General features: G+C 48.6%; 22 protein-coding genes and 1 riboswitch. Of the genes, 3 read left to right on the top strand and 19 right to left on the bottom strand.

The window, feature by feature from the left end:
- Nucleotides 1–25 precede the first annotated feature (25 nt).
- The 4 genes from ACFQNG_RS07130 to gcvT all read right to left on the bottom strand — a co-directional run bounded on the left by ACFQNG_RS07130 (nucleotide 26) and on the right by gcvT (nucleotide 4842).
- Nucleotides 26–598 carry a chromate transporter gene (locus ACFQNG_RS07130; RefSeq protein ID WP_379864206.1) on the bottom strand — a complete coding sequence of 191 codons (573 nt, stop codon included), beginning with the start codon at nucleotides 596–598 and terminating at the stop codon, nucleotides 26–28.
- A gap of 298 nt (nucleotides 599–896) precedes the next feature.
- Nucleotides 897–2357, bottom strand: coding sequence for an aminomethyl-transferring glycine dehydrogenase subunit GcvPB (gene gcvPB / locus ACFQNG_RS07125; protein ID WP_379864205.1), 1461 nt, complete (start codon nucleotides 2355–2357; stop codon nucleotides 897–899).
- The gene (gene gcvPA / locus ACFQNG_RS07120; protein WP_379864204.1) at nucleotides 2357–3703 is read right to left on the bottom strand and encodes an aminomethyl-transferring glycine dehydrogenase subunit GcvPA; all 1347 of its coding nucleotides are present in this window, start codon (nucleotides 3701–3703) and stop codon (nucleotides 2357–2359) included. The genes gcvPB and gcvPA overlap by 1 nt, the downstream gene beginning before the upstream one ends.
- Before the next feature lie 44 nt (nucleotides 3704–3747).
- The gene (gene gcvT / locus ACFQNG_RS07115; protein WP_379864345.1) at nucleotides 3748–4842 is read right to left on the bottom strand and encodes a glycine cleavage system aminomethyltransferase GcvT; all 1095 of its coding nucleotides are present in this window, start codon (nucleotides 4840–4842) and stop codon (nucleotides 3748–3750) included.
- 164 nt (nucleotides 4843–5006) lie between these two features.
- A riboswitch (glycine riboswitch) is annotated at nucleotides 5007–5101 on the bottom strand.
- Between the two features lie 168 nt (nucleotides 5102–5269).
- Between gcvT and ACFQNG_RS07110 the strand changes: the two genes are divergently transcribed.
- Nucleotides 5270–6994 (top strand): DEAD/DEAH box helicase, encoded by a 1725-nt coding sequence (locus ACFQNG_RS07110; RefSeq protein ID WP_379864203.1) that lies wholly within the window; start codon nucleotides 5270–5272, stop codon nucleotides 6992–6994.
- Nucleotides 6975–7787, top strand: a complete 813-nt coding sequence (locus ACFQNG_RS07105; RefSeq protein ID WP_379864202.1) for a YqhG family protein — start codon at nucleotides 6975–6977, stop codon at nucleotides 7785–7787. Before ACFQNG_RS07110 ends, ACFQNG_RS07105 begins: the two co-directional genes overlap by 20 nt.
- A 98-nt stretch (nucleotides 7788–7885) precedes the next feature.
- On the opposite strand, the gene ACFQNG_RS07100 is transcribed toward ACFQNG_RS07105, so the two are convergent.
- From ACFQNG_RS07100 to ACFQNG_RS07060, 9 genes are all read right to left on the bottom strand, one after another.
- Complete coding sequence (locus ACFQNG_RS07100) at nucleotides 7886–8323, bottom strand: helix-turn-helix domain-containing protein (protein WP_379864201.1); 438 nt, start codon at nucleotides 8321–8323, stop codon at nucleotides 7886–7888.
- 5 nt (nucleotides 8324–8328) lie between these two features.
- The gene (locus ACFQNG_RS07095) at nucleotides 8329–8865 is read right to left on the bottom strand and encodes a DUF6932 family protein (RefSeq protein ID WP_379864200.1); all 537 of its coding nucleotides are present in this window, start codon (nucleotides 8863–8865) and stop codon (nucleotides 8329–8331) included.
- A 186-nt stretch (nucleotides 8866–9051) separates the two neighbouring features.
- Complete coding sequence (locus ACFQNG_RS07090; RefSeq protein ID WP_379864199.1) at nucleotides 9052–9177, bottom strand: hypothetical protein; 126 nt, start codon at nucleotides 9175–9177, stop codon at nucleotides 9052–9054.
- 132 nt (nucleotides 9178–9309) lie between these two features.
- Entirely contained in the window at nucleotides 9310–10059 is a 750-nt protein-coding gene (locus tag ACFQNG_RS07085; protein WP_379864198.1) for an amino acid ABC transporter ATP-binding protein, read from the bottom strand.
- A gap of 15 nt (nucleotides 10060–10074) precedes the next feature.
- Nucleotides 10075–10764, bottom strand: coding sequence for an amino acid ABC transporter permease (locus ACFQNG_RS07080; RefSeq protein WP_379864195.1), 690 nt, complete (start codon nucleotides 10762–10764; stop codon nucleotides 10075–10077).
- 133 nt (nucleotides 10765–10897) lie between these two features.
- Nucleotides 10898–11527, bottom strand: coding sequence for a cyclase family protein (locus tag ACFQNG_RS07075; RefSeq protein WP_379864194.1), 630 nt, complete (start codon nucleotides 11525–11527; stop codon nucleotides 10898–10900).
- 20 nt (nucleotides 11528–11547) lie between these two features.
- Nucleotides 11548–13083, bottom strand: coding sequence for a glucose-6-phosphate dehydrogenase (gene zwf, locus ACFQNG_RS07070; RefSeq protein WP_379864193.1), 1536 nt, complete (start codon nucleotides 13081–13083; stop codon nucleotides 11548–11550).
- Between the two features lie 329 nt (nucleotides 13084–13412).
- Complete coding sequence (locus ACFQNG_RS07065) at nucleotides 13413–14207, bottom strand: transporter substrate-binding domain-containing protein (protein ID WP_379864192.1); 795 nt, start codon at nucleotides 14205–14207, stop codon at nucleotides 13413–13415.
- 367 nt (nucleotides 14208–14574) lie between these two features.
- The gene (locus ACFQNG_RS07060) at nucleotides 14575–15900 is read right to left on the bottom strand and encodes an anti-phage deoxyguanosine triphosphatase (RefSeq protein WP_379864191.1); all 1326 of its coding nucleotides are present in this window, start codon (nucleotides 15898–15900) and stop codon (nucleotides 14575–14577) included.
- A gap of 272 nt (nucleotides 15901–16172) precedes the next feature.
- Between ACFQNG_RS07060 and ACFQNG_RS07055 the strand changes: the two genes are divergently transcribed.
- Nucleotides 16173–17501 (top strand): FAD-dependent oxidoreductase, encoded by a 1329-nt coding sequence (locus tag ACFQNG_RS07055; RefSeq protein ID WP_379864190.1) that lies wholly within the window; start codon nucleotides 16173–16175, stop codon nucleotides 17499–17501.
- 488 nt (nucleotides 17502–17989) lie between these two features.
- On the opposite strand, the gene ACFQNG_RS07050 is transcribed toward ACFQNG_RS07055, so the two are convergent.
- From ACFQNG_RS07050 to ACFQNG_RS07025, 6 genes are all read right to left on the bottom strand, one after another.
- Complete coding sequence (locus ACFQNG_RS07050; protein WP_379864189.1) at nucleotides 17990–18139, bottom strand: FeoB-associated Cys-rich membrane protein; 150 nt, start codon at nucleotides 18137–18139, stop codon at nucleotides 17990–17992.
- An 18-nt stretch (nucleotides 18140–18157) separates the two neighbouring features.
- On the bottom strand, nucleotides 18158–20170 hold the full coding sequence (gene feoB / locus ACFQNG_RS07045; protein WP_379864188.1) for a ferrous iron transport protein B: 2013 nt from the start codon (nucleotides 20168–20170) through the stop codon (nucleotides 18158–18160).
- A complete protein-coding gene (locus ACFQNG_RS07040; RefSeq protein ID WP_379864187.1) occupies nucleotides 20167–20394 on the bottom strand; it encodes a FeoA family protein in 228 nt (75 codons plus the stop codon). The genes feoB and ACFQNG_RS07040 overlap by 4 nt, the downstream gene beginning before the upstream one ends.
- Before the next feature lie 331 nt (nucleotides 20395–20725).
- Complete coding sequence (locus ACFQNG_RS07035; RefSeq protein ID WP_379864344.1) at nucleotides 20726–22465, bottom strand: ABC transporter ATP-binding protein; 1740 nt, start codon at nucleotides 22463–22465, stop codon at nucleotides 20726–20728.
- Nucleotides 22434–24218 (bottom strand): ABC transporter ATP-binding protein, encoded by a 1785-nt coding sequence (locus tag ACFQNG_RS07030; protein ID WP_379864186.1) that lies wholly within the window; start codon nucleotides 24216–24218, stop codon nucleotides 22434–22436. The genes ACFQNG_RS07035 and ACFQNG_RS07030 overlap by 32 nt, the downstream gene beginning before the upstream one ends.
- A gap of 269 nt (nucleotides 24219–24487) precedes the next feature.
- A complete protein-coding gene (locus ACFQNG_RS07025) occupies nucleotides 24488–25387 on the bottom strand; it encodes a LysR family transcriptional regulator (RefSeq protein ID WP_379864185.1) in 900 nt (299 codons plus the stop codon).
- Nucleotides 25388–25456: the final 69 nt, after the last annotated feature.

The raw sequence follows: 25456 nt of genomic DNA, 5'->3' as shown, positions 1-25456 counted from the left end.
CTTTTCTGCCCTCCCGTCATGATGTTTATCGGTTGCGCCGCATGATGGCCAGCACATGTTTTACGCTAACGAAGATCATGCCACCTAACGCGCCGGACATCATCACCACCAAAGGGGGCACATGCCAAAAGAACAACCCACCGACGGCTCCTCCCATGATGATCCAAGTCCACTTGTCCGAAAGCGCCGATTTCCCCATGCGAATCGCCGCATACAGGATCAAGGCGACGACAGCGGCCCGAATCCCTTCCAACGCTCCATTCACCCATCCCCATGTGTGAATGCGGTAAAACCCGAGACACATGGCAAGCACGATCACAAATGCAGGAAACACAATTCCAGCCGTTGCCCATAACACACCAACCATTCCGGCCAGACGATATCCTATGATCATGGCCACATTCACGGCAACAGCGCCGGGAATCGATTGGGCAATGGCCGTCACTTCCCCAAATTCCTGCTCATCCATCCAGCGGCGTTTGTGCAACACTTCCTTTTCTATCAACGGCAACACAGCAAAGCCCCCTCCAAAAGTGACGGGGCTGACCCTGCAAAAAGAAAGAAAGAGTTGCCACCATTTCCCTTTGTCCTGCTTCATGGGCGTTCTCCCTTTCCGTTTCATTCCCTCTCACATCATTGTATAACACCGGCAACCGATTAGGTAAATAAAATTAAACAATTTAGCCATAAAAATAATTTCTGCTAAGTGGATAAAAAACAGAAAAAAGGTCGGATTAAAGGGAGTTAATTGACTGAATATCCACTTTCCATGTCGTTGACATCATGGATCACCAACAAAAAAAGACAAAGAGATAAATATAAAATTAAACAATGACTTTCTAATTTTAATGATGCCAGCAAAAAGCGGATAGGCAACACGCCTATCCGCTTCATCTTTACCCTTGCTTTTGCCAACGCAGTACGGGTTTGCGGGCAGCCGTCACTTCATCAAGGCGTTTGACCACCGTATGATGAGGTGCCTCCTGCACCAGCTCAGGTGTTTCTTTTGCTTCTTTGGCAATTTGAATCATCGTGTCAATAAAATGATCCAAGGTTTCTTTACTTTCCGTCTCGGTAGGTTCAATCATCAAACACTCTTCCACGATCAGCGGGAAGTAGATGGTTGGTGGGTGGAAACCGAAATCAAGCAAGCGTTTGGCGATGTCCAAGGTGCGAACACCCAATTTTTTCTGCCGTTTGCCTGACAAGACAAACTCATGCTTGCAATGTTGCGCATATGGCAGATCGTAATACGGCTCCAACCGACGCATCATGTAGTTGGCGTTCAGCACCGCATTTTCGGAAACCTGGCGCAACCCATCGGGTCCCATGGTGCGAATGTACGTGTAAGCACGAACCAAGATGCCAAAATTCCCGTAATAACCTTTGACACGGCCAATCGATTGCGGCAGGTCATGATCAAGATAGTAGGTTCCATTGGACGCTTTGGCGACCATCGGTTTTGGCAAGAACGGAACCAGCGCTTTCTTCACGCCAACCGGACCCGCTCCGGGACCTCCGCCGCCGTGTGGGGTGGTAAAGGTTTTGTGCAAGTTAAGGTGCACAACATCAAAGCCCATATCCCCGGGACGGGCTATGCCTAAGATGGCATTGGCGTTGGCGCCATCATAGTACAGCAGGCCGCCCGCTTCGTGAACCAAATCAGCAATCACCTTGATCTCTTCTTCAAACAAACCCAACGTGTTGGGATTCGTCAACATCAATGCCGCCGTATCATCACCCAACACTTTTTTCAGTTCCTCCACGTCCACTAATCCCTTTTCATTGGATGGGATCGTGATGGTCTTAAAGCCCGCCACCGTCGCACTTGCCGGGTTGGTTCCATGGGCGGAATCAGGCACGATCACCTTATCCCGTTTCGTCTCACCGCGGGACTCATGATAGGCCCGAATCATCATCAATCCTGTCCATTCCCCTTGGGCTCCGGCCGCCGATTGCAATGTGACCGCATCCATGCCGGTGATTTCCGCCAAGTCCAGTTGCAATTCATACAGCAATTGCAACGCGCCTTGCACTGATTCTTCCGCTTGATACGGATGAATCTTGGCAAAGCCCGGTAAGCGAGCCACATCTTCATGCACTTTCGGATTGTATTTCATGGTGCAAGATCCCAGCGGATAAAATCCGTTGTCCACCCCGTGATTGCGGCGGGACAATTCGGTATAATGGCGCATTAAGTCCAGCTCAGACACCTCAGGCAGCTCCGCAGGCGTTTCCCGCAACAACTCTGGCGGCAAAAAGTCACCGTCCGGCACATCCGCTTCCGGTAAGCTGTAGGCCACACGCCCTGGTTGGCTCATTTCAAAAATGAGTGCTTTTTCTTCTGTTGTTTTCATCACAGCAGACCCTCCAAACCATTCGCCAACTGATCGATTTCTTCTTTTGTCCGCACTTCCGTCACCGCTACCAACATGTGGTTGGCCAGTTCCGGATAATCGCGCTCCAGATCATATCCGCCAATGATGCCTTGCTCCAACAGCTTGCGGTTCACTTCACCCACGGGACGGGACAGTTTGATCACAAACTCATTGAAGAACGGCTGGCTGAATGCCGCTTCGACTCCCGCCACTTGCGCCAGCCGCTCTTTGGCATAATGCGCTTTTTGCAGATTAAGGCGAGCGACATCTTGCATTCCTTGCTTCCCTAGCGCACTCATATAAACAGAAGCCGCGAGAGCCATCAGCGCTTGGTTGGAGCAGATGTTCGAAGTGGCTTTATCACGGCGGATATGCTGTTCCCGCGCTTGCAGGGTGAGCACGAAACCACGCTTGCCGTTTTCATCCACGGTTTGCCCGACGATCCGGCCCGGAATGCGGCGCATGAGCGCTTTGGTCGTCGCAAAGTAACCACAGTGCGGCCCACCGTATGATGGGGCAATCCCCAACGGTTGCGCGTCACCCACGACGATATCGGCCCCATATTGGCCTGGCGGTTTCAATAATCCGAGCGACAAAGGATTGGTACTGACGATGAACAAACCTTTATGGGCATGGGCGATTTTCTCCACTTGCGCCAAATCTTCAATATTTCCAAAGAAATTGGGTGACTGCACAATGACGGCCGCCGTTTCTTCATCCGCCGCATGGGAGAGCGCCGCCAAATCGGTAACGCCGTCTCGATACGGAACCTCCTCCACCTGCAAACCCAATCCCGTTGCGTTTGTTTGCAGGATTTGCCTTGCCTCAGGATGAACGGTTGCGGAGACGACGATTTTCCGTTTGCGGGAAGTGGCTGCCGCCATGCTCGCCGCTTCCGCCAGCGCCGTCGGTCCATCGTACATAGAGGAGTTGGCTACATCCATGCCGGTCAATTCACAAATCATGGTTTGAAACTCAAAAATGGCCTGCAGTTCCCCTTGGCTGATTTCCGGTTGATAAGGGGTATAAGCGGTATAAAATTCCGAACGGGATATGACGTGCCCCACTACGCTTGGGATATGGTGTTCATACACCCCGGCCCCCAAGAATGAAACATATTGGTCCATCGAGGCATTCCGGGCCGCCAAACGATTCATGTGCCTTACCAAGGTGGGTTCGGCCATCGGCTCCGGAAGATTCATTCTCCCTTTAAAACGCACGCTTTCCGGAATCTCGGCAAATAATTCTTCGACGGACTCCACTCCAATCGTTTCCAACATTTGCTTCCGATCTTGTTCCGTCATTGGCAAATAGCGAAATTTCATCTTTGTCTTCTCCCCCTACCATCTTCAGCTGTACGCCAACACTTTTACTTCGCCCGTTTATAGAAAGGCGCTTTAATCACTTGCGCTTTTAAGCGTTTGCCGCGAATCTCCACTTCCACCACTTGATCCAGGTTGGCGAATTCCGCCTTGACAAGCGCCAAGCCGACATTTTTCTTTAAGGTTGGCGATTGCGTTCCTGTCGTCACTTCACCAATCTGTTCGTCACCCACATAGACCGGATAATGGGAGCGGGGAATGCCGCGGTCGATCATCTCTATGCCAACCAACTTACGGGGAACGCCACCTTCTTTTTGCTCTGCCAGCGCATCGCGACCGATAAATTCCCCTTTATCCAATTTGACGGCAAAACCGAGTCCCGCTTCCAGCGGTGAAATCTCCGGCGACAATTCCTGGCCGTACAGGGGCAAACGCGCTTCAAACCTGAGCGTGTCCCGGGCGCCCAAACCACACGGCAAGACACCTTCTTCTGCGCCCGCCGTTAAGATGGTTCGCCACAGATGCGGCGCTTCAGCGCTGGCAAAATAGAGCTCAAACCCGTCTTCCCCGGTATACCCCGTTCGGGAAACGAGCGCCGGCACACCCGCTATTTCCACATCTTGCTTAAATTTAAAAAATTTGATTTCAGACAAATCGGTTGCTGTCAATGTTTGCAACACTTTCTCCGCCAGCGGTCCTTGCAGAGCGAGCTGTGCGACATCATCTGAGATATTTTCTATATTAACTTGACCCGTTTGATGCTCTTTCATCCAAGCGACATCTTTGTCGATATTGGAAGCATTGATAACGAGCAAGTATTCATTCTCACCAGTGCGGTATACCAATAAATCGTCAACCGTTCCACCGTTTGAATAGCACATCAACGAATATTGCGCATCCCCAATTTGCAACCGGCCGGCATCGTTGGTGGTGATCTTCTGGATAAAGGCCAGCGCGTCGGGACCGCTGACACGCACCTCACCCATGTGTGACACATCAAAGAGGCCGGCCTTGGTTCTCACCGCTTCATGTTCCTGCTTGATACCAACAAATTGCACCGGCATCTCCCAACCGCCAAAGGGAACCATCTTCGCTTGACCATGGTAAACCTCATACAGCGGTGTTCGTTTCAACTCAGACATCTGTTCCACCTCGCACTCTCCTACAAATATAAAAAGACAGAGAATCCCCCATTGTGATTTAAAAAAGGGATCACTCTGTCCTGATTACCTGAGAGTTGCTCCATCCTGATTGATAGAGTTGCCCCGTTGGTGGCTCGCAGAGCTGCGAGCTCTCTCCAGAGTGGCGTCCAGCGGGCCTCCTTTTGCCTGAGAGATTCACCTGTCAAGGTTTGCTCCTTCGGCGCCATACCAGGGGTATGGTCTCTCCTCCCGCTTTCAACCGCCGAACAATATGAAGTTGTTACAACCACATTGTGCCACATTTCCCGATAAATTTCGATACCTTTATCTAAAAAAGTTCGCTTTTTTCTTCAAGCACATGATTTTCCTCATTTTATCTCATACTAGAATGGGAAATCATGGCCGAAGAAAGGTGGAGAGATTTACAATGAAATCACTCCCGATTCGCATGGATCGTACCTGGGTAGGCGAATTTCAAAGAAGGGTCGAACGTGACAGCGACTGGGCTGATTGGGAACGCTTCCAACTCGCCGTTGAAGCAGCCGAAGCGGAAATCGTCCCTACGTTTGAATCTATCCAAAGTTTAAAACAAATTCAAGGGTTTCATCCTCTTCCGCATCAAATTGAAGTGACCAAACGTGTCATCAACGAGATGCGCGGCCGGGCCATCCTGGCGGATGAAGTGGGTTTGGGCAAAACGATTGAAGCCGGCTTAATCCTGAAGGAATATGTGATCCGCGGGTTGGTGAAGCGAGCGCTCATTCTCGTCCCATCCTCCCTCGTGCTGCAGTGGACGCGGGAATTGAATCAAAAGTTCCAGATCCCCGCCGTCGCGCAGAAGAAGGAGTGGATGTGGGACAAATATGATTTTATCGTCGCTTCGCTGGACACGGCCAAACGGGAACCTCATCGTTCGTTTGTGCTCAGCAAACACTATGATCTGGTGATTGTCGATGAAGCGCACAAGTTAAAAAATCGGCGCACGAAAAACTGGCAGTTTATCAATGAATTGCAGAAAAAATACTGCCTCTTGCTCACAGCGACGCCAGTGCAAAACGAGATGGATGAGCTGTATAATCTGGTCACCCTGCTTAAACCGGGACAGCTTGGGAAACAAGCCGATTTCCAGAGCGATTATGTCGCCGGAAAGCGAAAAGCGAAAAACGAGGTGCAACTGCGAGAAGAGATCAGTCGGGTATTGATTCGGAATCGCCGCCGCGACAGTCAATTGAATCTGACGAAACGCATAGTGAAAACCATCACGATTGAGCTTTCGCCCGAAGAACGGGCCCTTTATGATGGCATCACCCAATTCATCCGTTCAAGGTTTCGTGAAGGCTCCGATCTGAAAAGCATGCTGTCGCTCCTGGTATTGCAAAAAGAAGTGTGCTCCAGTCGCGATGCGGTATTCCATACCTTATTCAAATTGATTCAAAAGGGGGAACAACAAAAGGAGCAAGTGTCACCCGAAGTGGCTGAACTGATACAACTGCTGCGCAATGTGCAGGCTTCGTCAAAAGTGAACCAAGCGCTCAACCTGATTAAAGAATTGTCACCGGAAAAGGTGATTCTCTTCACCGAATTCCGCGCAACCCAAGAAATGCTGATGCGCGAACTCACCAAAGCAGGCATCCCCGCCGTTCCGTTTCGGGGTGGTTTCAATCGCAACAAAAAAGATTGGATGATGGAACTTTTCCAAAAACGCGCCCGAGTGATGGTGGCGACCGAGGCTGGCGGCGAAGGGATTAATCTGCAGTTTTGCCATCATATGATCAATTTTGACATGCCATGGAACCCCATGCGCGTGGAACAACGGATTGGTCGCATCCATCGCCTGGGACAACAACATGATGTATCCATTTACAACTTCGCCACCCTCAACACCATTGAAGAACATATCATCTGGCTGTTACATGAGAAAATCCAACTGTTCGAAACGGTCATCGGCGAACTGGAAACCATATTGGAGAAGATGGAGGAGGAATCATTGGAACACAATGTCATGCGCATCATGATGGAAACGCACGATGACAAACAAATTCGGCAACGCCTCAGCCACTGGGGCGATACGTTCCATCATGCGCGCCATACCGTCGAGCACGAGAAAGAAACGAAAGAGGAAGTGCTGTTCTATGAACCAACAACAAATTAGATCATTTGCGGAACGGTATCTCCAATTGCATGATTGCCATATTCTCGAATCAGGTCCCACTTATCTGACCACCCGGCTCTCGATCCAGGCCGACAAAGATTTGCTTGATCGTCCATTTTACTGGATGTACGTGGAGAAGATGAACATCGCGCCCCAACCCGTCACCCTCCGTTTTGTGTTTGATCCGGAAAACCATCCGCCCGATCTCAAGGGGGAAACACTCTTTTTTGGCGCGCCCCGGTTTAAGGAAATGTTGCGCTCAACCCAAAAGCATGGGCGTTTTGTCCGTTTGTATCAAGAGCCCCAAGGACGCGGTTTCTTTGATCCGGATACCCTGGCGTATACGCCTTGGTTGGGCGTCAATTATAAACTTTCCTATATTTGCGACCAGAAAAAAGATATTCTGATACCGGTGGGGATCAATCTTATCAGCGGGCAGATTTTGCCCAATTTTTATCAACAGGCGCAAGCCCATCGTTGGATCAGTAAACTGCCGGCGCATCGCCATCTGTTACCGCCACACCTTTCGCTCAGTGAAGCCGTGGGCGAACTGGAATACCATATCCAAGAGCGTATTCAGGGTGAGGATCTCACTTGGGCCGAACAAGCCAAAGAACGGTGCGAGCTGGAATTGGAACAACTGGAAGCCTTTTACCCCGAACCGTTGACGGAAGAAGCCAGGCGTGATAACAAACAACGTCGCGAGGAAATCATCTGGCAGTACTACCCCCGCGCGGAACTCCATTGCATCAATGCAGGATTGTTCTATGCAGAAACCAATGCGTTTTCTTGAAAACAAAAAAAGCGACAGGATCGTCGCCGTAGTTTTCGTAGGGGATTGTCAATTCAGGCAGTCCCTATTCTTTTGTTCCCGATTGGCAGCCCAGCCAATCAACCAGACACTTTCTCAAGCTCGTTTGGCACGATCAACACTTCCATCTCCAACGCTTTCAACACCTGCTTGATTTTCTCCATGCTCGCACCACCGTACTCATTGCGCTCATCTCGCGACACTTGGGGCGGGGAGACTCCCAACCTCTTGGCTAGTTCCGCTTGCGACAGCCCCTTATAGATGCGAAAGGCGATCAATTGGCGACCAATATTATCCAATGTGCAGCTCATATCAAAATGGCCAGACTTGTAACACTCATATTCGTGGATTTCCCGCCTTAACCGTTCCCCGAAAAAACGCGCTGGCGCCAATCCCCGTTCGATTTGCTCCTCCTCCAAGCCCATTTTCTCCAGTTCGGCCCGCTGTGCCGCCAAGAGTTGTTCCTGTTGCGCAACTTGCGCCATACACCGCTTATACTCTTGCTCTGTCTTAATCATCATGATCATCCTTTCATCAATTTCACAATCCCCTTCACCATGTCAAAATCCCTCTCCCGGCGAAAAAACTCATCAAACTTCATATTTTGCCCTTGATCATTCTCAACCCCGGAGTATACCCCCATACAGTGCGGAAATAATTCCACCCGATAGCGATGCCACATCTCCAATTGGAGATTGCCGTATTCATCCAACCGGTGGCGATTCCATCCCCAGCATTTGTAAGGGTCCAAGCGATTCAATTCCTCAATCAGCCGCCCGTCAAACACCGCCTTGGGATCAGGAGGGATAAAATAGCCGTCAATGTCATTGGGCTGATATTTATCAGTGCAGAAAGAACCGTCGATATAAATCTCCTCTACCCCACAAGTCCATAACTGCTTGACACAGACCTCCAAGTTCTCCACCAAGCGGCTACGCCAAAACGAGTCCCATGGAAGCAGCGAGTCCTCTTCTCCTTTGACAAGAATGGATTCCTTCAACTGTGAAAAAGTCATTGGATAATCGCCTGGTTCCAATAAGCCATATTCATTGAATCTCATCTGTCAGGATTTCCTCCTGTATTTTATCCTATTCATCAGCAATCGTAAACTTCACAATAACCCTTAACGTATATGTTAACATAAAACAACAAAAAAGAAACGCTATAGGGAATATTTTATCAAAGAAAGTAAGTTCGCTGACAAAGTCCACTGCGTCGATTTTTGAGTCTCCGTTCCCTGGTCGTTTTATCGAGAAGTAGCTCCGTCGCCGAACTTCGGTGGCGGGCTGTCCTCGTGCGCTGTGAGGGCAACAATCACTTTCGTTGTCGCTATCGCTCCGGTTGCCCGCTTTCCCCCACAAGGTACAGGCAAAAATCTCCTCCTCCAAGGTTGGTCATCATCCTGAGTTTCGTCTCACCATCCATTCACCGCCATCCACTTTAGCCCGTCATAAACAAAAAACCGCCTGTCGCCTGACAAACGGTTGTTCATTAACAAAGTTGCTTATGCTTCTGTCACAAGGAATTTCGCCAGAAATTGACGGGTCCGCTCTTCCTTGGGATGGGCAAAAACCTGCTCAGGCGGACCGGATTCGACCACTTTTCCTCCGTCCATAAAAACAATGCGGTTCGCCACTTCACGCGCAAAAGCCATCTCATGGGTGACGATCACCATCGTTTGTCCTTCCCTGGCCAACTCTTGAATCGTTTTCAGCACTTCCCCCACCAGTTCCGGATCAAGCGCGGATGTCGGTTCATCAAACAACAGAACTTGCGGTTCCATCGCCAAGGCCCGAGCAATGGCCACCCGCTGCTGTTGACCACCTGACAATTGCGCGGGAAATAAATCCTTCTTCTCCGACAAGTCCACTTTGGCCAATAACGCTTCTGCCATTTGCCTTACTTTGTCTTTCGGTTGCTCTTTCACCACGAGCGGCCCTTCCATGACATTTTCCAACGCCGTCTTATGCGGAAAAAGGTTAAAACTCTGGAACACCATGCCTGTTTTTTCCCGCAACTTTCGTATATCCTTGGTGGCCACTTCTTTGCCCGTAAAGCGCACAATGGCCCCATCCAGTTCGATCTCCCCGGCATCCGGGCGCTCCAACAAGTTCAAACAGCGCAAAAAAGTGGATTTGCCGGACCCGCTCGGTCCGATAATGCAGATCACTTCCCCTTGATCCACTTCCAGGTCAATTCCTTTAAGCACTTCATTTTGATTGAATGTCTTATGCAATCCTTTGACACGAATCATCGCTTGCCCCCCTTCCTACGCGACATAACGTCCATAACGCCGTTCTAATTTGTCTTGGACAAAGCTTAATAAGGTACATACCACCCAGTAGAAAACAGCGATCATGATAAATACAGTCATATAATCAAATGCCCGCGCCCCAATCACTTTCGCTTGGTAGAACATCTCTTGCACGGTAATCATCGCCAAGAGGGAAGTGTCTTTGACCAAGCTCATGAACGTATTGGCCAGTGATGGCAAAGCCACTCGGGTTGCCTGAGGGATGATGATGCGCCGCATCGTTTGCCAATATGTCATGTTGAGCGACTGAGCCGCTTCCCATTGCCCTTTGGGAATGGAGAGAATGGAGCCGCGAATCGTTTCCGAAGTATATGCCCCGACATTGAGGGACAAGCCTATAATCCCGGCCAAGAGTGGCGTTAAGGTGATTCCGATCACTGGCAAGCCAAAATACAAAATGAAAATCTGCACCAATAGCGGCGTGCCGCGAATGAGCGAGATGTAGGCGCGCGCCGGGTAACGGAACAACGGGTTCCCCGACATCCGGGCCACTGCGGTGAATAATCCCAAGATGAGTCCGATCCCCATCGTCAGCAAACTGATCCAAATCGTATCCAAAAGTCCAATCAACAATTGCGGAGCCGCTTCTTTGGCCAGATTGATATCAAACAGATTTTCCCACTGTATCGCTTGTAATGTGTCCATTCTAAACACTCCAATTGGTTCCAATCACTTACTATTTTATATTCAATAATTTCTATCTTATATCTCGGGTTTATTCTTGTCAAACACAAGAACGACTCCCATCAACGCGATAGCAGTCGTTCTTGTACGAAAATTAGACGGTTACCCCTTCAAGCAGGATAACACGCGCAGGAGCCGCTTCCGTATCAACCAATTTGATTGGAGCGGCTACCATGAAATATGAGCCTTCCGGCACCTCTTTTAACCGCAGCCCTTCCATGATGATGACGTCAGCAAGGAATAGAGTCTTGTGAGTGGGATGTCCAGCTTGCGAACGTTCGATTCCCAACGCATCGATGCCCACCCCGTTAATGCCTTTTTCGGCAAGGTACTCTGCGCCGTCTTTGGCCAGAAAAATAAATTCGAAATCAAATTCTTCTTTATAGGAGTTTTTTGTTTTCAACAGCAAAAACTCCCCTGGCTGGATGTTGAACTTCTCCAGATCGGCACGAGCAATCCCATCGGTGACATGGGTCAGGTCCAGGACCCGGCATGGACCCACCAAGCGCTCAAGCGGAATGGTCTCCATCGTGCCGCCATCGGGCAACATGTGCAACGGCGAATCCACATGGGTCCCGCAGTGCACATCCATATCCATCCGCGACTCACGACACGGGGCCGTGTCAAAATCCTGCACAACGGAGATGCGGGGTTGCTTGGCTTCCTTGTTTTTATAAACCTGCATCCCTTCCACAATCGACATGGACACGTCATACATTTTCATTGTTCGCTCTCTCCCAGCCTCTATGTAGTGATCATTTCATTTGCTTTGATGATGCGATGTTGCCGTTCTTTCGTCACAGGCCACCATTGATGCCCCTCTTCCGCCAACAAGCGGTGAGCCGATTCGGGTCCCCAAGAACCGCTCTCATAGAAGTCAAGCGGATACAAGTTTTGGTCCCACGCGCGACGAATCGGATCAATAAACTCCCAAGCCAAGGAGACCTCTTCCCAATGGGTGAAGAAGGTCTGATCCCCGATGATCGCATCATGGATCAGGGATTCATACGCTTCCGGCGTCCCTTGTTCACAGTTATTGCAAAACTCCATCGCAATCGGGATGATCTGATTATCGGAGCCCGGTTTTTTGGTATTCAGCACCATATGGATGCCTTCATCCGGATTAATGGTGATGACAAGCAGATTGGGACCAAGATCGTTATTCTTGTTGAAATAGAGATTTTTGGGCATTTCTTTAAATTGTATCACAATCTCGGTCGCTTTCGCGCCCATCCGCTTCCCAGTCCGCACATAAAAAGGCACTCCCGCCCAGCGCAGATTGTCCACAAACAGCTTGGCGGCCACAAACGTTTCCGTTTGCGAAGCGGAGTCCACATTTTTCTCATCACGATAGGCCGGCGTGTCTTTCCCGTTTAACACCCCCGCTTGATATTGACCGCGCACCACATACTTCCCCACTTCCGCTTCACTGTACTGCCGCAAGGAACGCAGCACTTTAATCTTCTCATCATGAATCGCTTCCGTTTTCAGCCGGCTCGGCGGCTCCATGCACACCATCATTAACATCTGCAACAGATGGTTTTGCACCATATCTCTTAAAGCGCCCGCATGGTCATAGTAAGCGGCGCGCTCTTCTACTCCCACCGTCTCACTCGCGGTGATTTGAACACATTCGATATAATGATGGTTCCATAGCGGTTCAAAAATGCTATTCGCAAAGCGGATCACATTGATGTTTTGCACCATTTCTTTGCCGAGATAATGGTCAATCCGGTAAATTTCTTTTTCCGAAAAAGTCCTTTTGATCTGTTCATCGATCTCTTTGGCTGAAGCATAGTCATGTCCGATCGGCTTCTCAATGATCAATCGCTTGTAGCCTTTCGTATTGGCCAGGCCATTCACTTTTATGTTATGGGAAACGGTCGCAAATAAATCTGGCGCAATCGCTAGATAGAACAATCGATTTGTAGGCACATCATGATGGGATTCAAACCCTTCAATCAATGATTTGATTTCACTGTAACCTTCCGGATTTTTCACGTCGGCAATCGCATAAGTGAAGTTTTTGATAAACTGTTGCCAAGACGCTTCATCGGTCACCTTGATTCGGGCAAACTGCTCGACCGAATCGCGCACGGCTTGCCGAAATTGTTCATGTGTCCGCTGTGTGCGTCCCACACCAACAATCCGAAACGCATCCGGCAGAAGGTTATTCATATACAAGCTAAAGAGGGCCGGGAACAGTTTCCGCTTAGCCAGATCTCCAGTTGCGCCAAAAATCACCATCGAAAATGGTTCACTCACTCGGGAATGAGTCATGGTTTCACTCCTTTTTAAAAACATGCTCGAACACGCCTTTGCGCTTAATATGTGATTTTGTCCCCTTGATCATTCGGATAACACGGCAAGATCCATCCGTCTGAAGCAAACCTTATTTTGCTTCAAGATGAGGAAATGCGCAAGATTTTTAGGCAATTTTTTCTCAAAACATAAGTAAAATAATTAAATAATGAACAAAAACCCTTTAAAGGTATGAAGTATAACCATTATTTGTACAACGACAGCCTCTCTAATCCTTATGGGCTGGTTGTACAAGAAAACTCTTCCCATCATAGAGGAAGAGTTCATGACTTAGGCGACGGACAACATCATTTCGTAATATCTTGGCCAAACCATTTCTGGGAAATCTTCGTCAACGTTCCATCCTTGCGCATACTGTCCAACGCTTTGTTGATTTCATTAATGAGCGCTTCGTTTCCCTTAGGTACCGGAAACGCACTTTCCGAACGGTCTGCCGCCACATCGATCGTTTTCAGTGGCATATCCACCGTTTTGAGCATTTCCGCCACAGCCAAACGGTCATTAATGCTCAGATCGATCCGTTTTGCAGCCACATCCTTCATCGCTCCCATCATGTCATCGTAGGCGATGAGCTCGGCACCGGCGTCTTTAGCCATTTGCCCATAGTTGCTGGTAGGTGTTTGGCCCGCTTTTTTCCCTTTGACATCTTTGATGCTTTTAATATCCTGATTATCTTGGTGGACAACTATTTGCGAGAATGAAACCGTATATGGCTTCGAAAAATCGAATATCTTCTGGCGATCCGGTTTAATGCCCACCTGATTAGCTACCATATCAATTTTACCCGTTTTTAAGCTGGTTAGCATCCCTTCCCAAGGAGTTTCTACAAATTGTGCTTTCACACCCATCCGCTTACTCAATTCTTCTGCCACTTCGACATCGAACCCTGTTAATTTTCCGCTTTTTTCATCATGAAAACTAAAAGGTTTATAAGTTCCTTCTGTCCCAATGCGGATGGTGCCCCGTTCCTTGATTTGGCTTAACAAGTCTTCTTGTTTTTGCACACTGCATCCTGCAACCATCACGCTAAACAAGGCAAATGCCAGGAAGATAACAAACATACGTCGCATGTTTCTGGTCATGATCCACTCTCCTAATCATAGTAATCCCGAGTTAGCGGGTTCGGATTTATGCCTTTCCAACATTTTCATCTTAATCGCATCGACATATCATTGTCAAATGCTAGTTTTTCCCTATAAAAACAAAATAACCACACCCTCATCGAGAATGTAGCTTTATGTGGTGCAAACCGGTGTTAGCGCGCGCAACACATGAATGTTTGAGGTTGTTGGTTTAATCCCCCCTTGTCTTCATGTGTGTGAAACCTATCCAATGGTTTGCTGAGATTATCTACACTATGCCATTCCCTGACCAGGGCCACAATCAATTAACCGATTATTAAGAAAATAATTAATGAGTTGGACTCCCTTGCGAAAGTCCAACCCACCTCTAGATATCAAAGAAGTTGCGAGATTGTCCATATAATCGGTCATACATCCGAACAGCAAATGAATCGGTCATACTCGCGATATAATCGCACACAATCCGCGCCCGCTGTTCATCAGAAGCCGCATTGATGAATTGGTAACGGTCGTACTCCGTCAGCAAGCGCTCCTCATTCATAAACGCTTGAAACAGCTGTTTGATGACATAGGCCCCTTTCCATGAAATCGTTTGTACCCGTTGCGAGTCAATGACTTTATCAGAAACCAATTGTTTCAACTGATTCAACAGCGTTTGCAACTCCTGCGGAAGATAGACACGATATTTCAGGCGTGGTGAATAAAAATGCTCATCATTCATCTCCACTTGGATATGGGTGATAAACGTGGAGATCAGCGCCGTAATCACTTTTTTCAATTTGTAACGCAGATGGTCGTGTTCCTGATGCAAAGGGTTCAACAAATTCCATGCCTCATGCAACTCCTTGTACACATCGGAATGGGCATAGGGACGGATGCATTCCTTTAACTGCTCCAACCGGATGAAGCCAAGGTGAACGGCATCCTCAGCATCATGTGTGCCATAAGCGATATCATCCGCCAACTCGATGATGGAACATTCCAGCGTTTTATTCTTTGTCTGCCGATGCCGGTTTGGATGATCTTCTATGGAAAGGAAAAATTTCGCTTCTTCTTTGGTAAATGAAGAACATACCCATTCAAACACCTGCCGATCACAGGCAAAAACACTCGCTTTCGGGGGATGGGATTTGCCCGTTTTGCGGTACTGGGCTTCATTCACCGCCTCATCGAGCACAACCGGATATTTCATGATCGCCAACAACAGCGCCCGGGTCAGATTCAGCCCAAATTCTTTCTCTCCCTCCAATCGCGTCAGAATGCGAAAGGTATGGGCATTCCCTTCAAATCCACCATAATCCAGCATGCATTCATGCAAGGCTTCTTCACCCCGATGGCCAAAGGGAGGATGACCCAAGTCATGCGCCAGAGCGGCCGCTTCGATCAATGACACATCCAGCGCATGCTCTTTATCGAATAAAGGGTGATGGGCATTCAGATGGATCACTATCCCCCTGGCGATTTGCGCCGCTTCCATCGAATGCGTCAGTCTCGTGCGGTGAAAATCACCAGCCACACTGCCGATCACTTGCGTTTTGGATTGCAGGCGGCGAAAAGCGGCGCTGTGGACAATCCGCCCATAATCTTTTTCAAACGAATCACGGGGGTCTGTCAGATCGCGAGAAGAGGGCTTTCTCCGTTCCATATCTGAAGGGTAATACAAATGATTTTCTCGAGCGCGATAAATAATCAAAAATGTGACCTCCTCTCACAATCAAAAAGATGAAAAGATGCCAAGCAGACTTATTACACTATATTACCTTTTATATGCCGCCAGAAACAATTGCCACAAAAATCAACCATTTTTGCTCTTCATTTAGTCTGTCTATCTCCAATTTTTGTGAAATAAATCACAAACAAACCTTGCAATCTAGCAAAAACAACACCATAAAATAGATATATACAACAACAAACACAATATAGTTTGTGAAATTATTCACTTATACATGATTAGGAGGAATCACCATGAGAATCGCCGTGATTGGATGCACACATGCGGGCACCGCCGCCATCATAAACGCCAGACGCCTTTATCCCGACGCCACGATTACCGTATACGAACGCAATGACACGATTTCCTTCCTCTCTTGCGGAATCGCGTTATACGTCGGAGGCGTGGTCAAGGATCAGGAAGCGTTATTTTATTCCTCTCCCGAGCAAATGACTGAGCTTGGCATCAGAATGAAAATGAACCATGAAGTGATCGAACTGGACCCCACGCAAAAAACCTTGCGCGCCCGCCATTCGCTCACAGGCGTAGAACTGACGGACACTTATGACAAGCTGCTGATAACTACGGGTTCTTGGCCTATCCTGCCACCGATCTCCGGGATCAATCTGAACAATATCCATCTCTGCAAAACCGTTGACCATTCCACCCACATTGCCGCAAACGCCACAAATGCGCGCAACATTGTGGTGATCGGCGCAGGTTACATCGGCATTGAATTGGTCGAAGCCTTTGAGTCGCAAGGAAAACGGGTCACCCTCATTGACAGTTGCGACCGAATCTTGAGCAAATATCTTGATGAGGAGATCACCGAACCAATCGAACAGCTATTGCGTAGCCGGAACATTGAGCTTGCTTTGAACCAAACGGCAACACAATTTGTCGGACAAAATGGCAACGTGTCAAAAGTGATGACCACCCGAGGTGAATATGACGCGGATCTCGTGATTCTGTGTGTCGGTTTCCGTCCGCAAACCCATCTCCTCAAAGGTCATGTTGACATGTTGGAGAATGGCGCCATCATCGTGGACGAATACATGCGCACAAGCCAACCCGATCTTTTTGCCGCAGGCGACTGTTGCGCGGTCATGTTCAATCCGCTCAAGCAACCCAAATATGTTCCGCTTGCCACCAATGCCATTCGCATGGGAACCATCGCCGCCCATAATTTGTGCGAACCCAAGTTGAAACATCCAGGAACACAAGGAACGTCCGGGATTAAGCTATATGATCGGCACATCGCTTCGACGGGGTTGACGGAGCAATCGGCTCTTGATGCAGGGCTAAATGCGAAATCCATCACAATAGCCGAGTCCGTTCGCCCCGACTTTATGCCCACCAATGAAGTCGTTACTTTGAAGGTGGTTTACGATGCCGTCTCCCGGCAACTCCTCGGTGCGCAACTGATGTCTAAAGCCGATCTCACGCAAGCCATCAATACGTTATCCGTCTGCATCCAGAACGGCATGACCATGGAGCAATTGGCATTAACCGATTTCTTCTTCCAACCCCATTTCAACAAACCATGGCATTTCGTCAATCAAGCCGCGCTTCATGCCCTGTAACCCTTCCTCCCATGCGGGGGGAGGGATAACCGATGGATAAGAAAGGCGATTGTTTCGCAGTGATGGAAGGATCAGCCTTAGCGATCTGCATCTTGTTGCCAAGGCTGATCTATGTTTAATCTTTCAACTTTCGTTGCAATATCAGGGCAATCAAACCGATTCCCAACGTCATCAAAGAATAAAATCCATAAATCAATAAATCCTTGATCTCTCCCAATATTTCCCCTCCCGAAGCAAATGTTATAATATATAAAATAATCATACTAGAAATGAAATGGATTGCAATAATATTTACCATTCTCCTTCCCAACAGACTCACACTTAACGCAGTGGCTGACATTTTTCAATTTAGCCAACTTCCATGAAACTCATCATTTCGGTGGAATGAAAACATTAAAAAACATGGTTGAAGTCGACCCAAATCAACGAAATGTACAAGGCTCAGTTCCCTTAGAAAGAAAACTGAGCCTTCTGTACTACCCACTCATTTATTGTTTACTGGAATCGCAAGCGGTTTGGCAACCTTCTTTCATTGCGCAAGTAGCACACTTCCCTTGCTTGCTTTTGTTTACAAAACGAATCAATGTGTAAGCGGCATAACCAAAAATAGCTACCCCAAATAAGAGATTAACCACCATATAGGAACCTCCAATCCATTAATGAAAACCAATAAGTTTGCCGCCTTGATAAATGATCAATGACACAATGTAAGCAACGATCAGGGCATAAATAACTGAAAACCAAGTCCATTTAACCGAGCCGGATTCTTTTTTCATGACAGCCACGGTTGCCAAACAAGGGATATACAATAGGGTAAAAGCCATAAAACTGTAAGCTTGGAGAGGTGTGAAAAATTGACCAATCTCCCCTTGCAGGGCCGTCATATCAGGAGCAGCATAGATGATATTCATCGTTGACACTACTACCTCTTTTGCCAAAAAGCCTGTAATGAGGGATGCACCCGCTTGCCAATCGCCGAAGCCGAGCGGAGCCATCAAAGGGGCGATCAAGCCACCGATCAGCGCCAAGAAACTATCGTTCATATTTACCCCATAGCCACCCGGGCCGGTGTAACCCAACAGCCAGATAACCACGGACCCACCAAATATAAAGGTACCCGCTTTTCGCACAAATCCTTTCCCTTTCTCCCATGTGCTCCTGAGCAGGGTCAATCCTTGCGGCACACGATAGGGAGGCAACTCCACCACAAAAACCGACTCTTCGCCTTTTAAAATACGGGCAGAAAAGAGTTTTGCTAAAATCAAAGCGATGACAATGCCTAATACGTATAATGAAAGCACGATAATAGCTTGATTCTCTTTAAAAAACGTAGCCACAAATAAACTGTAAATCGTCAAGCGGGCGGAACAGGACATGAGTGGTGTTAACAGCATGGTTAACAAGCGTTCTTTTGGTTGTTCAATGGTTCGCGCGGCCATGACGCCCGGAACATTGCAACCAAATCCGATAATCATCGGAATAAAGGCTTTCCCATTTAAACCCACGCTCTCCATTACCTTGTCCATCACCATCGTCACCCGGGCCATGTATCCAGAGTCCTCAATCAAGGAAATTAAGAAAAACAGGATGAAAATCTGGGGAACAAAGACAAGGACGCCCCCCACCCCAGCAATAATCCCTTGGGTCACCACATCTTTAATAAATGGGGATGCACCCACTTTGTTTAATAACGCCACCAGCCACTCGGAAATAGGGCCATTTATTAACACATCCATTTGATCCGAAAGCAGGCTGCCCAACCAGTCAAACGTCAATTTAAATATCAGGTACATAAACAAAAGAAATATAGGTATTCCCCAAAATTTATGGGTTACAATCCGGTCAATCCGTTCCGACAACGGAATTTCCTCTTGCTTGTGGCGCACCAAACACTCTTCCATAATCGAATCAATATAGCTGCCACGGATCATGTGGATCGCTTGATGAAGGGAATGGATTCCCGTTTCGGCACAAACTTCCGCTTCTGTTTGACGAATCCATTCTTGCCATTGATCCCAGACAATCTCCTGCTGTTTTAGCCACTCTTTCACCAAACGATTGCCTTCCAATAACTGCAATACCAACCATCGTTTCGGAGGCATATGGTCATGGTCAGGTAAATGGTCCATCAATGTGGAAATCGCGCGTTCCAATACCTCACCATAATCTATCGCAAACGGTTTCGCCTCCAGTTTTCGGGCAGTGAGCAGATCTGATAGCGCTTCACAACCGTTTCCTGTCCGCGCCACAACGGGAACAACCGGACAACCCAAGCGGTGGCTCAATTTAGCTTGATCTACTCTAAAACCACGCTTTTCAGCCACATCCACCATATTTAACCCGATGCACAAAGGTTTTCCATACTCAAGTAATTGCAAGGTTAAGTATAAATTTCTTTTTAGTTGGGAGGCATCCACAATATTAAGCATGGAGTCAAATTCTCCTGAAAGGAGGAATTGTGTCGCAACCCCTTCATCACGTGAAATGGGGTTTAACGAATAGATGCCCGGCAAATCAACTAAAGCTCCTTTTTGATTCTTTAATTCCCCGACTTTCTTTTCTACCGTGACACCAGTCCAGTTACCAACGTACTCATATGAACCAGTTAATACATTAAACAAAGATGTTTTTCCCGTATTTGGGTTTCCAACCAAAGCAATTGTACTCATAAGCGTTCCACCAGAATTGCTTCTGCATCCTTTCGTCTAATGGCAATACACTGTCCTTGGGCTTCAATCGCGATCGGCCCTTTAAAAAACATAGCTCGTTTCAAGCTGACAATCGTTCCTTCCACAATATCCAAATCAACTAAACGGCGCCGCACAATTTGGCTCACACTTGTCATGTCTGTAATGCGAACTTGTTCTCCTTGCGCTGTCTCAGTTAGTAACATTTTGAACACCTCGGCACATACATTGATAACCGTTATCACAATTCAACTGGTTCTATTATAGGGAATAACCATTCATTTTGTAAATAATAATCGTTATCAGTAGTATATTGATCGTATTAATCATGACGTTTCAAATGACTTTTCGATTTACGCCATTGAGTCGGAAATAACAAAAAGGCCCTATACAATAGGACCTTCCATTGGTAATCTTCATCTAAAACCTACACCATAGGTTTTTTCTTTTCTGGTCACATCCCACCTTTTCACCTAATGTTAAAAATTGACGGGCTATCTGTGCATCTGATCTTGCCCCTTTACTCACGTTCCATTGTCAAACCGCGCGAACCGCCCCCTGCTGCAACAAATACATCTTGTGGTACAGTCCCTGTTTGGCCAACAGCTCTTGATGCGTGCCCCGTTCCACGATTTCCCCGCGATGCAGCACCAAGATGAGGTCGGCGTCTTGGATCGTGGACAAACGGTGGGCGATGGCGATGGTGGTTCGTCCTTTGCGCATTTTCTCCAAGGCGGTCTGAATCGCTTCTTCCGTTTCCGTGTCAATGCTGGCCGTCGCTTCATCCAGGACCAGGATTTTCGGTTGGAACGCCATGGTGCGGGCAAATGAGATCAATTGGCGCTGCCCACTGGAGAAAGTGGCTCCGCGTTCCACCACCGGTTCCTCATATTGCCGGGGCAATTTCTCGATAAAGGAGGTGGCTTGCACAAACTCGGCGGCGGCTTTGATTTCTTCATCCGTAATGCTTGCGTTGTGCAAACGGATGTTGCTTTTCACATCGCCCACGAACAAAAACGGGTCTTGCAGGACCAGGCCCATTTTAGACCGCAACTCTTCCTCATCAAAGCTCTTTAAGGGGTGGCCATCAATCCTGATCTCCCCCTGGTTTACTTGGTAAAAGCGCATCAGCAAGTTGATGATGGAACTTTTCCCGCTGCCCGTATGGCCGACCAAGGCCACCGTTTGTCCCGGTTCGGCGACAAACGAGATGTTTTTAAGCACATCCGTTTTCCCGTCATAAGAGAAGGTGACATTGTCAAACTCAATCCGCCCCGCTGTGATCACGGGATGGGCGTCCCCTTCTTTCCGTGGGGCATATTCCGTTTGGTCAAGCAATGCAAAAACCCGTTCCGCCGACACCACCGATTGTTGCAATTGATTCAACCGCATCATCATCTGGTTGATCGGCTCAAAGAAACGGCCGAACAAATCGATAAACCCGTACAAAACCCCTACTTGAATCGATTGGGAAAAGGAAAGGCCCCCAAAGTAGTTCAACACCATGACGACAGCCAATACGCTCAACAACTGGGTTGCCGGTCGGAGCATCAGACCAAATAGCCGGATATTTTTCATCGTCGCCCGATAATGGTCCTCATTTAACCGGGCAAACTCATTGCACATCCGCTCTTCCTGCCTCAACGCCTGAATCATGTTCATGCCGTTGATCGATTCGTTGATCTTGGCATTCATCTGACTCAACTTGCTACGCAAGACCCGATACACTTTGGAGCTCAAATGGCGAAATCCTTGCATCAAGCCGACCACAATCGGCAAAAACAGGGACGCCCACAAAGCCAATTCCCAGTCAAGGATATACATGGCGATAAATACGCCCACAACCATCATAAAGTTCTGCAAAAAAGAAGAAAGCACATAGATGAACAACTCTTTAATCGCTTCAGTATCATTGGTGATGCGTGACACGAGTGATCCATCGGGAATCCGGTCGAAGAAAGAGAGCCCCAGATGCTGAACCTTGCCGAACACATCGACGCGCAGCCGGCGCACAACCCACTGGGCGATGGTTTGAAAAGAGAGCGATTGATAGTAAAGCAAGACAGCCGTGATGATCTGCAACAGCAGGATCAAGGCAGCGAACATCCCCAACACTTGCGCATCAAACTGCTTGGGCACAAGATAGTGGTTGATATAATGGCTGACCAACAGGGGCACCGACACTTCGGCGCCTGTGGCGACCAAGAGTGCGGCAAAGGCAATCCCGAAGCGGGACCGGTACGGTTTAAGATAATGGAGAAGCCGTCTCAGCACCATGCTCATCGCCCCCTTTCAATACAAGTGACTCCAACTGTTGCTGTTCGACCATATGGCTATACCAACCGCCACGCTTCATCAGTTCTTCATGCGTTCCTTGTTCAATGATCCGCCCTTCATCCAACACGATAATGGTATCCGCATGCTCCACCGCGCTCAAGCGATGGGCGGAAATCAATGTCGTCTTGCCGGCGCGGTTTTGCCGCAACCCTTCCAAAATCGCGTGCTCCGTCTTCGCATCCACAGCCGACAAGACATCGTCCAAAATCAAGATTTCCGGTTCGAGGAGAAGGGCGCGGGCAATGGACAGCCGCTGTTTTTGGCCGCCGGACACCGTAACTCCCCGCTCACCGATCAACGTTTCATACCCCTGTTCAAACTGGAGGATATCTTCATGGACACAAGCCATTTTCGCCGCCGCTTCGATCTGCTCCCGCGTCGCCCCGGGATGGCCAAAGGCGATGTTTTGCGCGACCGTTGCCGAGAACAGCACATGGTCTTGCGGAACGTATCCGATCGCTCCCCTCAGCGCATGCAGGGTGTAATCTGCAATGGGATGCTCCCCTATGCGGATCTCCCCATGTGTCACATCAAATTCCCGCAGCAGCAGGCGCAGCAATGTACTTTTGCCACTGCCCGTTTTCCCGACGATGCCCAAGGTCTCTCCCCGTTTCACGCGCACATGGATTCCTTTGAGCGCCGGCGCTTCCGAATCAGGATACGTGAACGAATCCACTCTAAACCGGATATCCCCTGCCGGCTGGTCCTCCCTCGCATCCGGTCGCTCTCCCACATCGGGCTCAATATCCAACAAGGTTTTCACCCGCTCATACGAAGCGCGCCCTCTTTCCACAATATTGATCAACAAACCATAAGCCAACATCGGCCAAATCAATTGCCCGAGATAAATCGTAAACTGAAGCATCGCCCCGATCGTCAGCCGCCCTTCAGCCACAAAGACCGAACCGAACACGACGGTAAGCAGCATCGATAAGCCCACAACCAACACGATGGTCGGGTCGAATAAGGCATCCACCCGCGCCACCGCCAAATTCTTCTCCACCACGTCATCCAATAACCGCTTAAATTCCCGTTTTTCATCCTCTTCCTGCCCGAAAGCTTTGACGACCCGCACCCCGGAGATGTTCTCCTGCACTTTGTCATTGGTGCGCGAGAAGGCTTCTTGCGCCAAGTGGAAGCGTTGGTGGAGCAACTTCCCATAACGTCTTGTTGCCAAAGCGACCAGCGGCATGGGAATCAGCGCGATCAAGGTCAATTTCCAGTCGATGAAGAAAAACATCGTCAATACAACCATGCTTCCGGAGATAAATGAATCGGCCAAGGTGAGCACCCCATCCCCCGCGGTCATGACCACGGCCTGAATATCATTGGTTGCATGGGCCATCATGTCCCCCGTGCGCCGCTGATGGTAAAACCGTGGAGACATGCGGGTGAACTGTTTATATAACCGATTCCGCAACAACTTTCCCAACCGGTTCCCCGCACCAAATAACATCACCCGCCAAGTGATGCCCAACCCATATTTGCATCCGGCGACCACCACATTCACAATCGTCCAGAACAAGAGCAGTTGCCAAGTCAACGCATCCGCCACGATGGCGTCGACAATCACGCGCACCGCATAAGGGGTAACCAGATGGGTTAAGGAGAGTAACAACAACGCGCTGACCCCGATAAGATAACTCTTTTTCTCTTGTTTAAAGTACCACCATAACTGACGAAAGATCGTCATTTTTCCACCCCCACTCCCCCAAAAACACGTTTTCTATGCTATTGGGAATGGATTAAGCAAATATTTTTCTTGTCAAAAATTTCGATACACTCATCTTATCGCACCGATTGGCCAATGTAAACACATTTCTAAACATTTTAATTTACATACTATATATATTACTATTTGCAACCTTCATGCATCATACTATTCCCTTCGCACAATTCAAGAACGTACGTTATGAAACCCAAAGTCGTTTTCTTCGGATGAAGAAAACGACTTTGCAACACTTATTCTCCTCGCCATGTTTGCGCCCATGTTTGGACCAGATCAATCCAGGCCTTGAGAGCGGGGGATAACCATTTGTTTTTGTGGTAAATCATCTGCGTCCACACTCGGCATTCCTCATCATCCCAGTTCAGCCGGACCAATTTCCCTTCAAGCAACTCTTTTTCCACGGCGATCATCGGCAACAGCGCAATGCCCAACTCCGCGTAAACCCCATTTTTAATCGCCTCAATGCTCCAAAACTCTTCCCCCCGCGCGACAATCCCCTGTTTTAACAAATAATGTTCAAACAGTCCCCGATAACTGCATCCCGTCTCCGTGTGCAAAAAGGTCTGGCCAATCAGATCGCGTGGTTCCACACGGTCAAGTTGCGCCAAGGGGTGGTCCGACGCCGCGACCAAAGCCATCTTTTCCCGAACCAGCGTCTCCAGATGGATATCTTGTTCAACCAGCGGTTCTTTCAGCATGGTGAAGGCCACATCGATTTCCCCCAAGCGCACGAATTGGCTCATTTCCGAACAGAGGCCCGGTTTGATCACCAAATGGACATCAGGGTATCGCCGCTTGTACTCCAATATCACCTCGGTCAAGCGAAAGGCCGCGATGGATTCTGGCGACCCGATGGTCAGAGTGCCGCATGGCTCTGAATGGGAACGGACATGGTGGATCGCTTCATCATGCAGGCGCAATAACTCCACCGCATAGGTGAGCAGGCGTTTTCCCGCTTCGGTCAAGGCGATCTTTTTGCCCAAGCGGTCAAATAATGGCGTATCCAGTTCTTCCTCCAACGCTTGGATCTGCGCGGTGACACTGGATTGGGCATATCCCAACTCGGCTGCCGCCCGTGTGAACCCCCCTCGTTCCGCAACGGCTACAAATGTTTTTAACTGTCGCATCTCCATGTTCTCACCAACCCATCGATTTCATCGATCAACTTCATTATATCTATCTATTTTACTGATGTTAAAGCG

Source organism: Laceyella putida (assembly GCF_042665195.1).
Taxonomy (GTDB): Bacteria; Bacillota; Bacilli; order Thermoactinomycetales; family Thermoactinomycetaceae; genus Laceyella; species Laceyella putida.
The sequence above is the reverse complement of the archived record's forward strand: the minus strand, read 5'-3'. Positions and strand labels throughout refer to the sequence as shown.

Bases quoted from the DNA above. Each gene is read 5' to 3' on its own strand.
- ACFQNG_RS07040 (WP_379864187.1), bottom strand. From the start codon at position 20,394: ATGTTACTAACTGAGACAGCGCAAGGAGAACAAGTTCGCATTACAGAC.
- ACFQNG_RS07035 (WP_379864344.1), bottom strand. From the start codon at position 22,465: ATGGTGCTGAGACGGCTTCTCCATTATCTTAAACCGTACCGGTCCCGC.
- ACFQNG_RS07065 (WP_379864192.1), bottom strand. From the start codon at position 14,207: ATGACCAGAAACATGCGACGTATGTTTGTTATCTTCCTGGCATTTGCC.
- ACFQNG_RS07080 (WP_379864195.1), bottom strand. From the start codon at position 10,764: ATGGACACATTACAAGCGATACAGTGGGAAAATCTGTTTGATATCAAT.
- ACFQNG_RS07105 (WP_379864202.1), top strand. From the start codon at position 6,975: ATGAACCAACAACAAATTAGATCATTTGCGGAACGGTATCTCCAATTG.
- zwf (WP_379864193.1), bottom strand. From the start codon at position 13,083: ATGACTCATTCCCGAGTGAGTGAACCATTTTCGATGGTGATTTTTGGC.
- ACFQNG_RS07075 (WP_379864194.1), bottom strand. From the start codon at position 11,527: ATGAAAATGTATGACGTGTCCATGTCGATTGTGGAAGGGATGCAGGTT.
- ACFQNG_RS07130 (WP_379864206.1), bottom strand. From the start codon at position 598: ATGAAGCAGGACAAAGGGAAATGGTGGCAACTCTTTCTTTCTTTTTGC.
- gcvPB (WP_379864205.1), bottom strand. From the start codon at position 2,357: ATGAAAACAACAGAAGAAAAAGCACTCATTTTTGAAATGAGCCAACCA.
- gcvT (WP_379864345.1), bottom strand. From the start codon at position 4,842: ATGTCTGAGTTGAAACGAACACCGCTGTATGAGGTTTACCATGGTCAA.
- ACFQNG_RS07085 (WP_379864198.1), bottom strand. From the start codon at position 10,059: ATGATTCGTGTCAAAGGATTGCATAAGACATTCAATCAAAATGAAGTG.
- ACFQNG_RS07050 (WP_379864189.1), bottom strand. From the start codon at position 18,139: ATGGTGGTTAATCTCTTATTTGGGGTAGCTATTTTTGGTTATGCCGCT.
- feoB (WP_379864188.1), bottom strand. From the start codon at position 20,170: ATGAGTACAATTGCTTTGGTTGGAAACCCAAATACGGGAAAAACATCT.
- ACFQNG_RS07055 (WP_379864190.1), top strand. From the start codon at position 16,173: ATGAGAATCGCCGTGATTGGATGCACACATGCGGGCACCGCCGCCATC.
- ACFQNG_RS07095 (WP_379864200.1), bottom strand. From the start codon at position 8,865: ATGAGATTCAATGAATATGGCTTATTGGAACCAGGCGATTATCCAATG.
- ACFQNG_RS07025 (WP_379864185.1), bottom strand. From the start codon at position 25,387: ATGGAGATGCGACAGTTAAAAACATTTGTAGCCGTTGCGGAACGAGGG.
- gcvPA (WP_379864204.1), bottom strand. From the start codon at position 3,703: ATGAAATTTCGCTATTTGCCAATGACGGAACAAGATCGGAAGCAAATG.
- ACFQNG_RS07100 (WP_379864201.1), bottom strand. From the start codon at position 8,323: ATGATTAAGACAGAGCAAGAGTATAAGCGGTGTATGGCGCAAGTTGCG.
- ACFQNG_RS07110 (WP_379864203.1), top strand. From the start codon at position 5,270: ATGAAATCACTCCCGATTCGCATGGATCGTACCTGGGTAGGCGAATTT.
- ACFQNG_RS07030 (WP_379864186.1), bottom strand. From the start codon at position 24,218: ATGACGATCTTTCGTCAGTTATGGTGGTACTTTAAACAAGAGAAAAAG.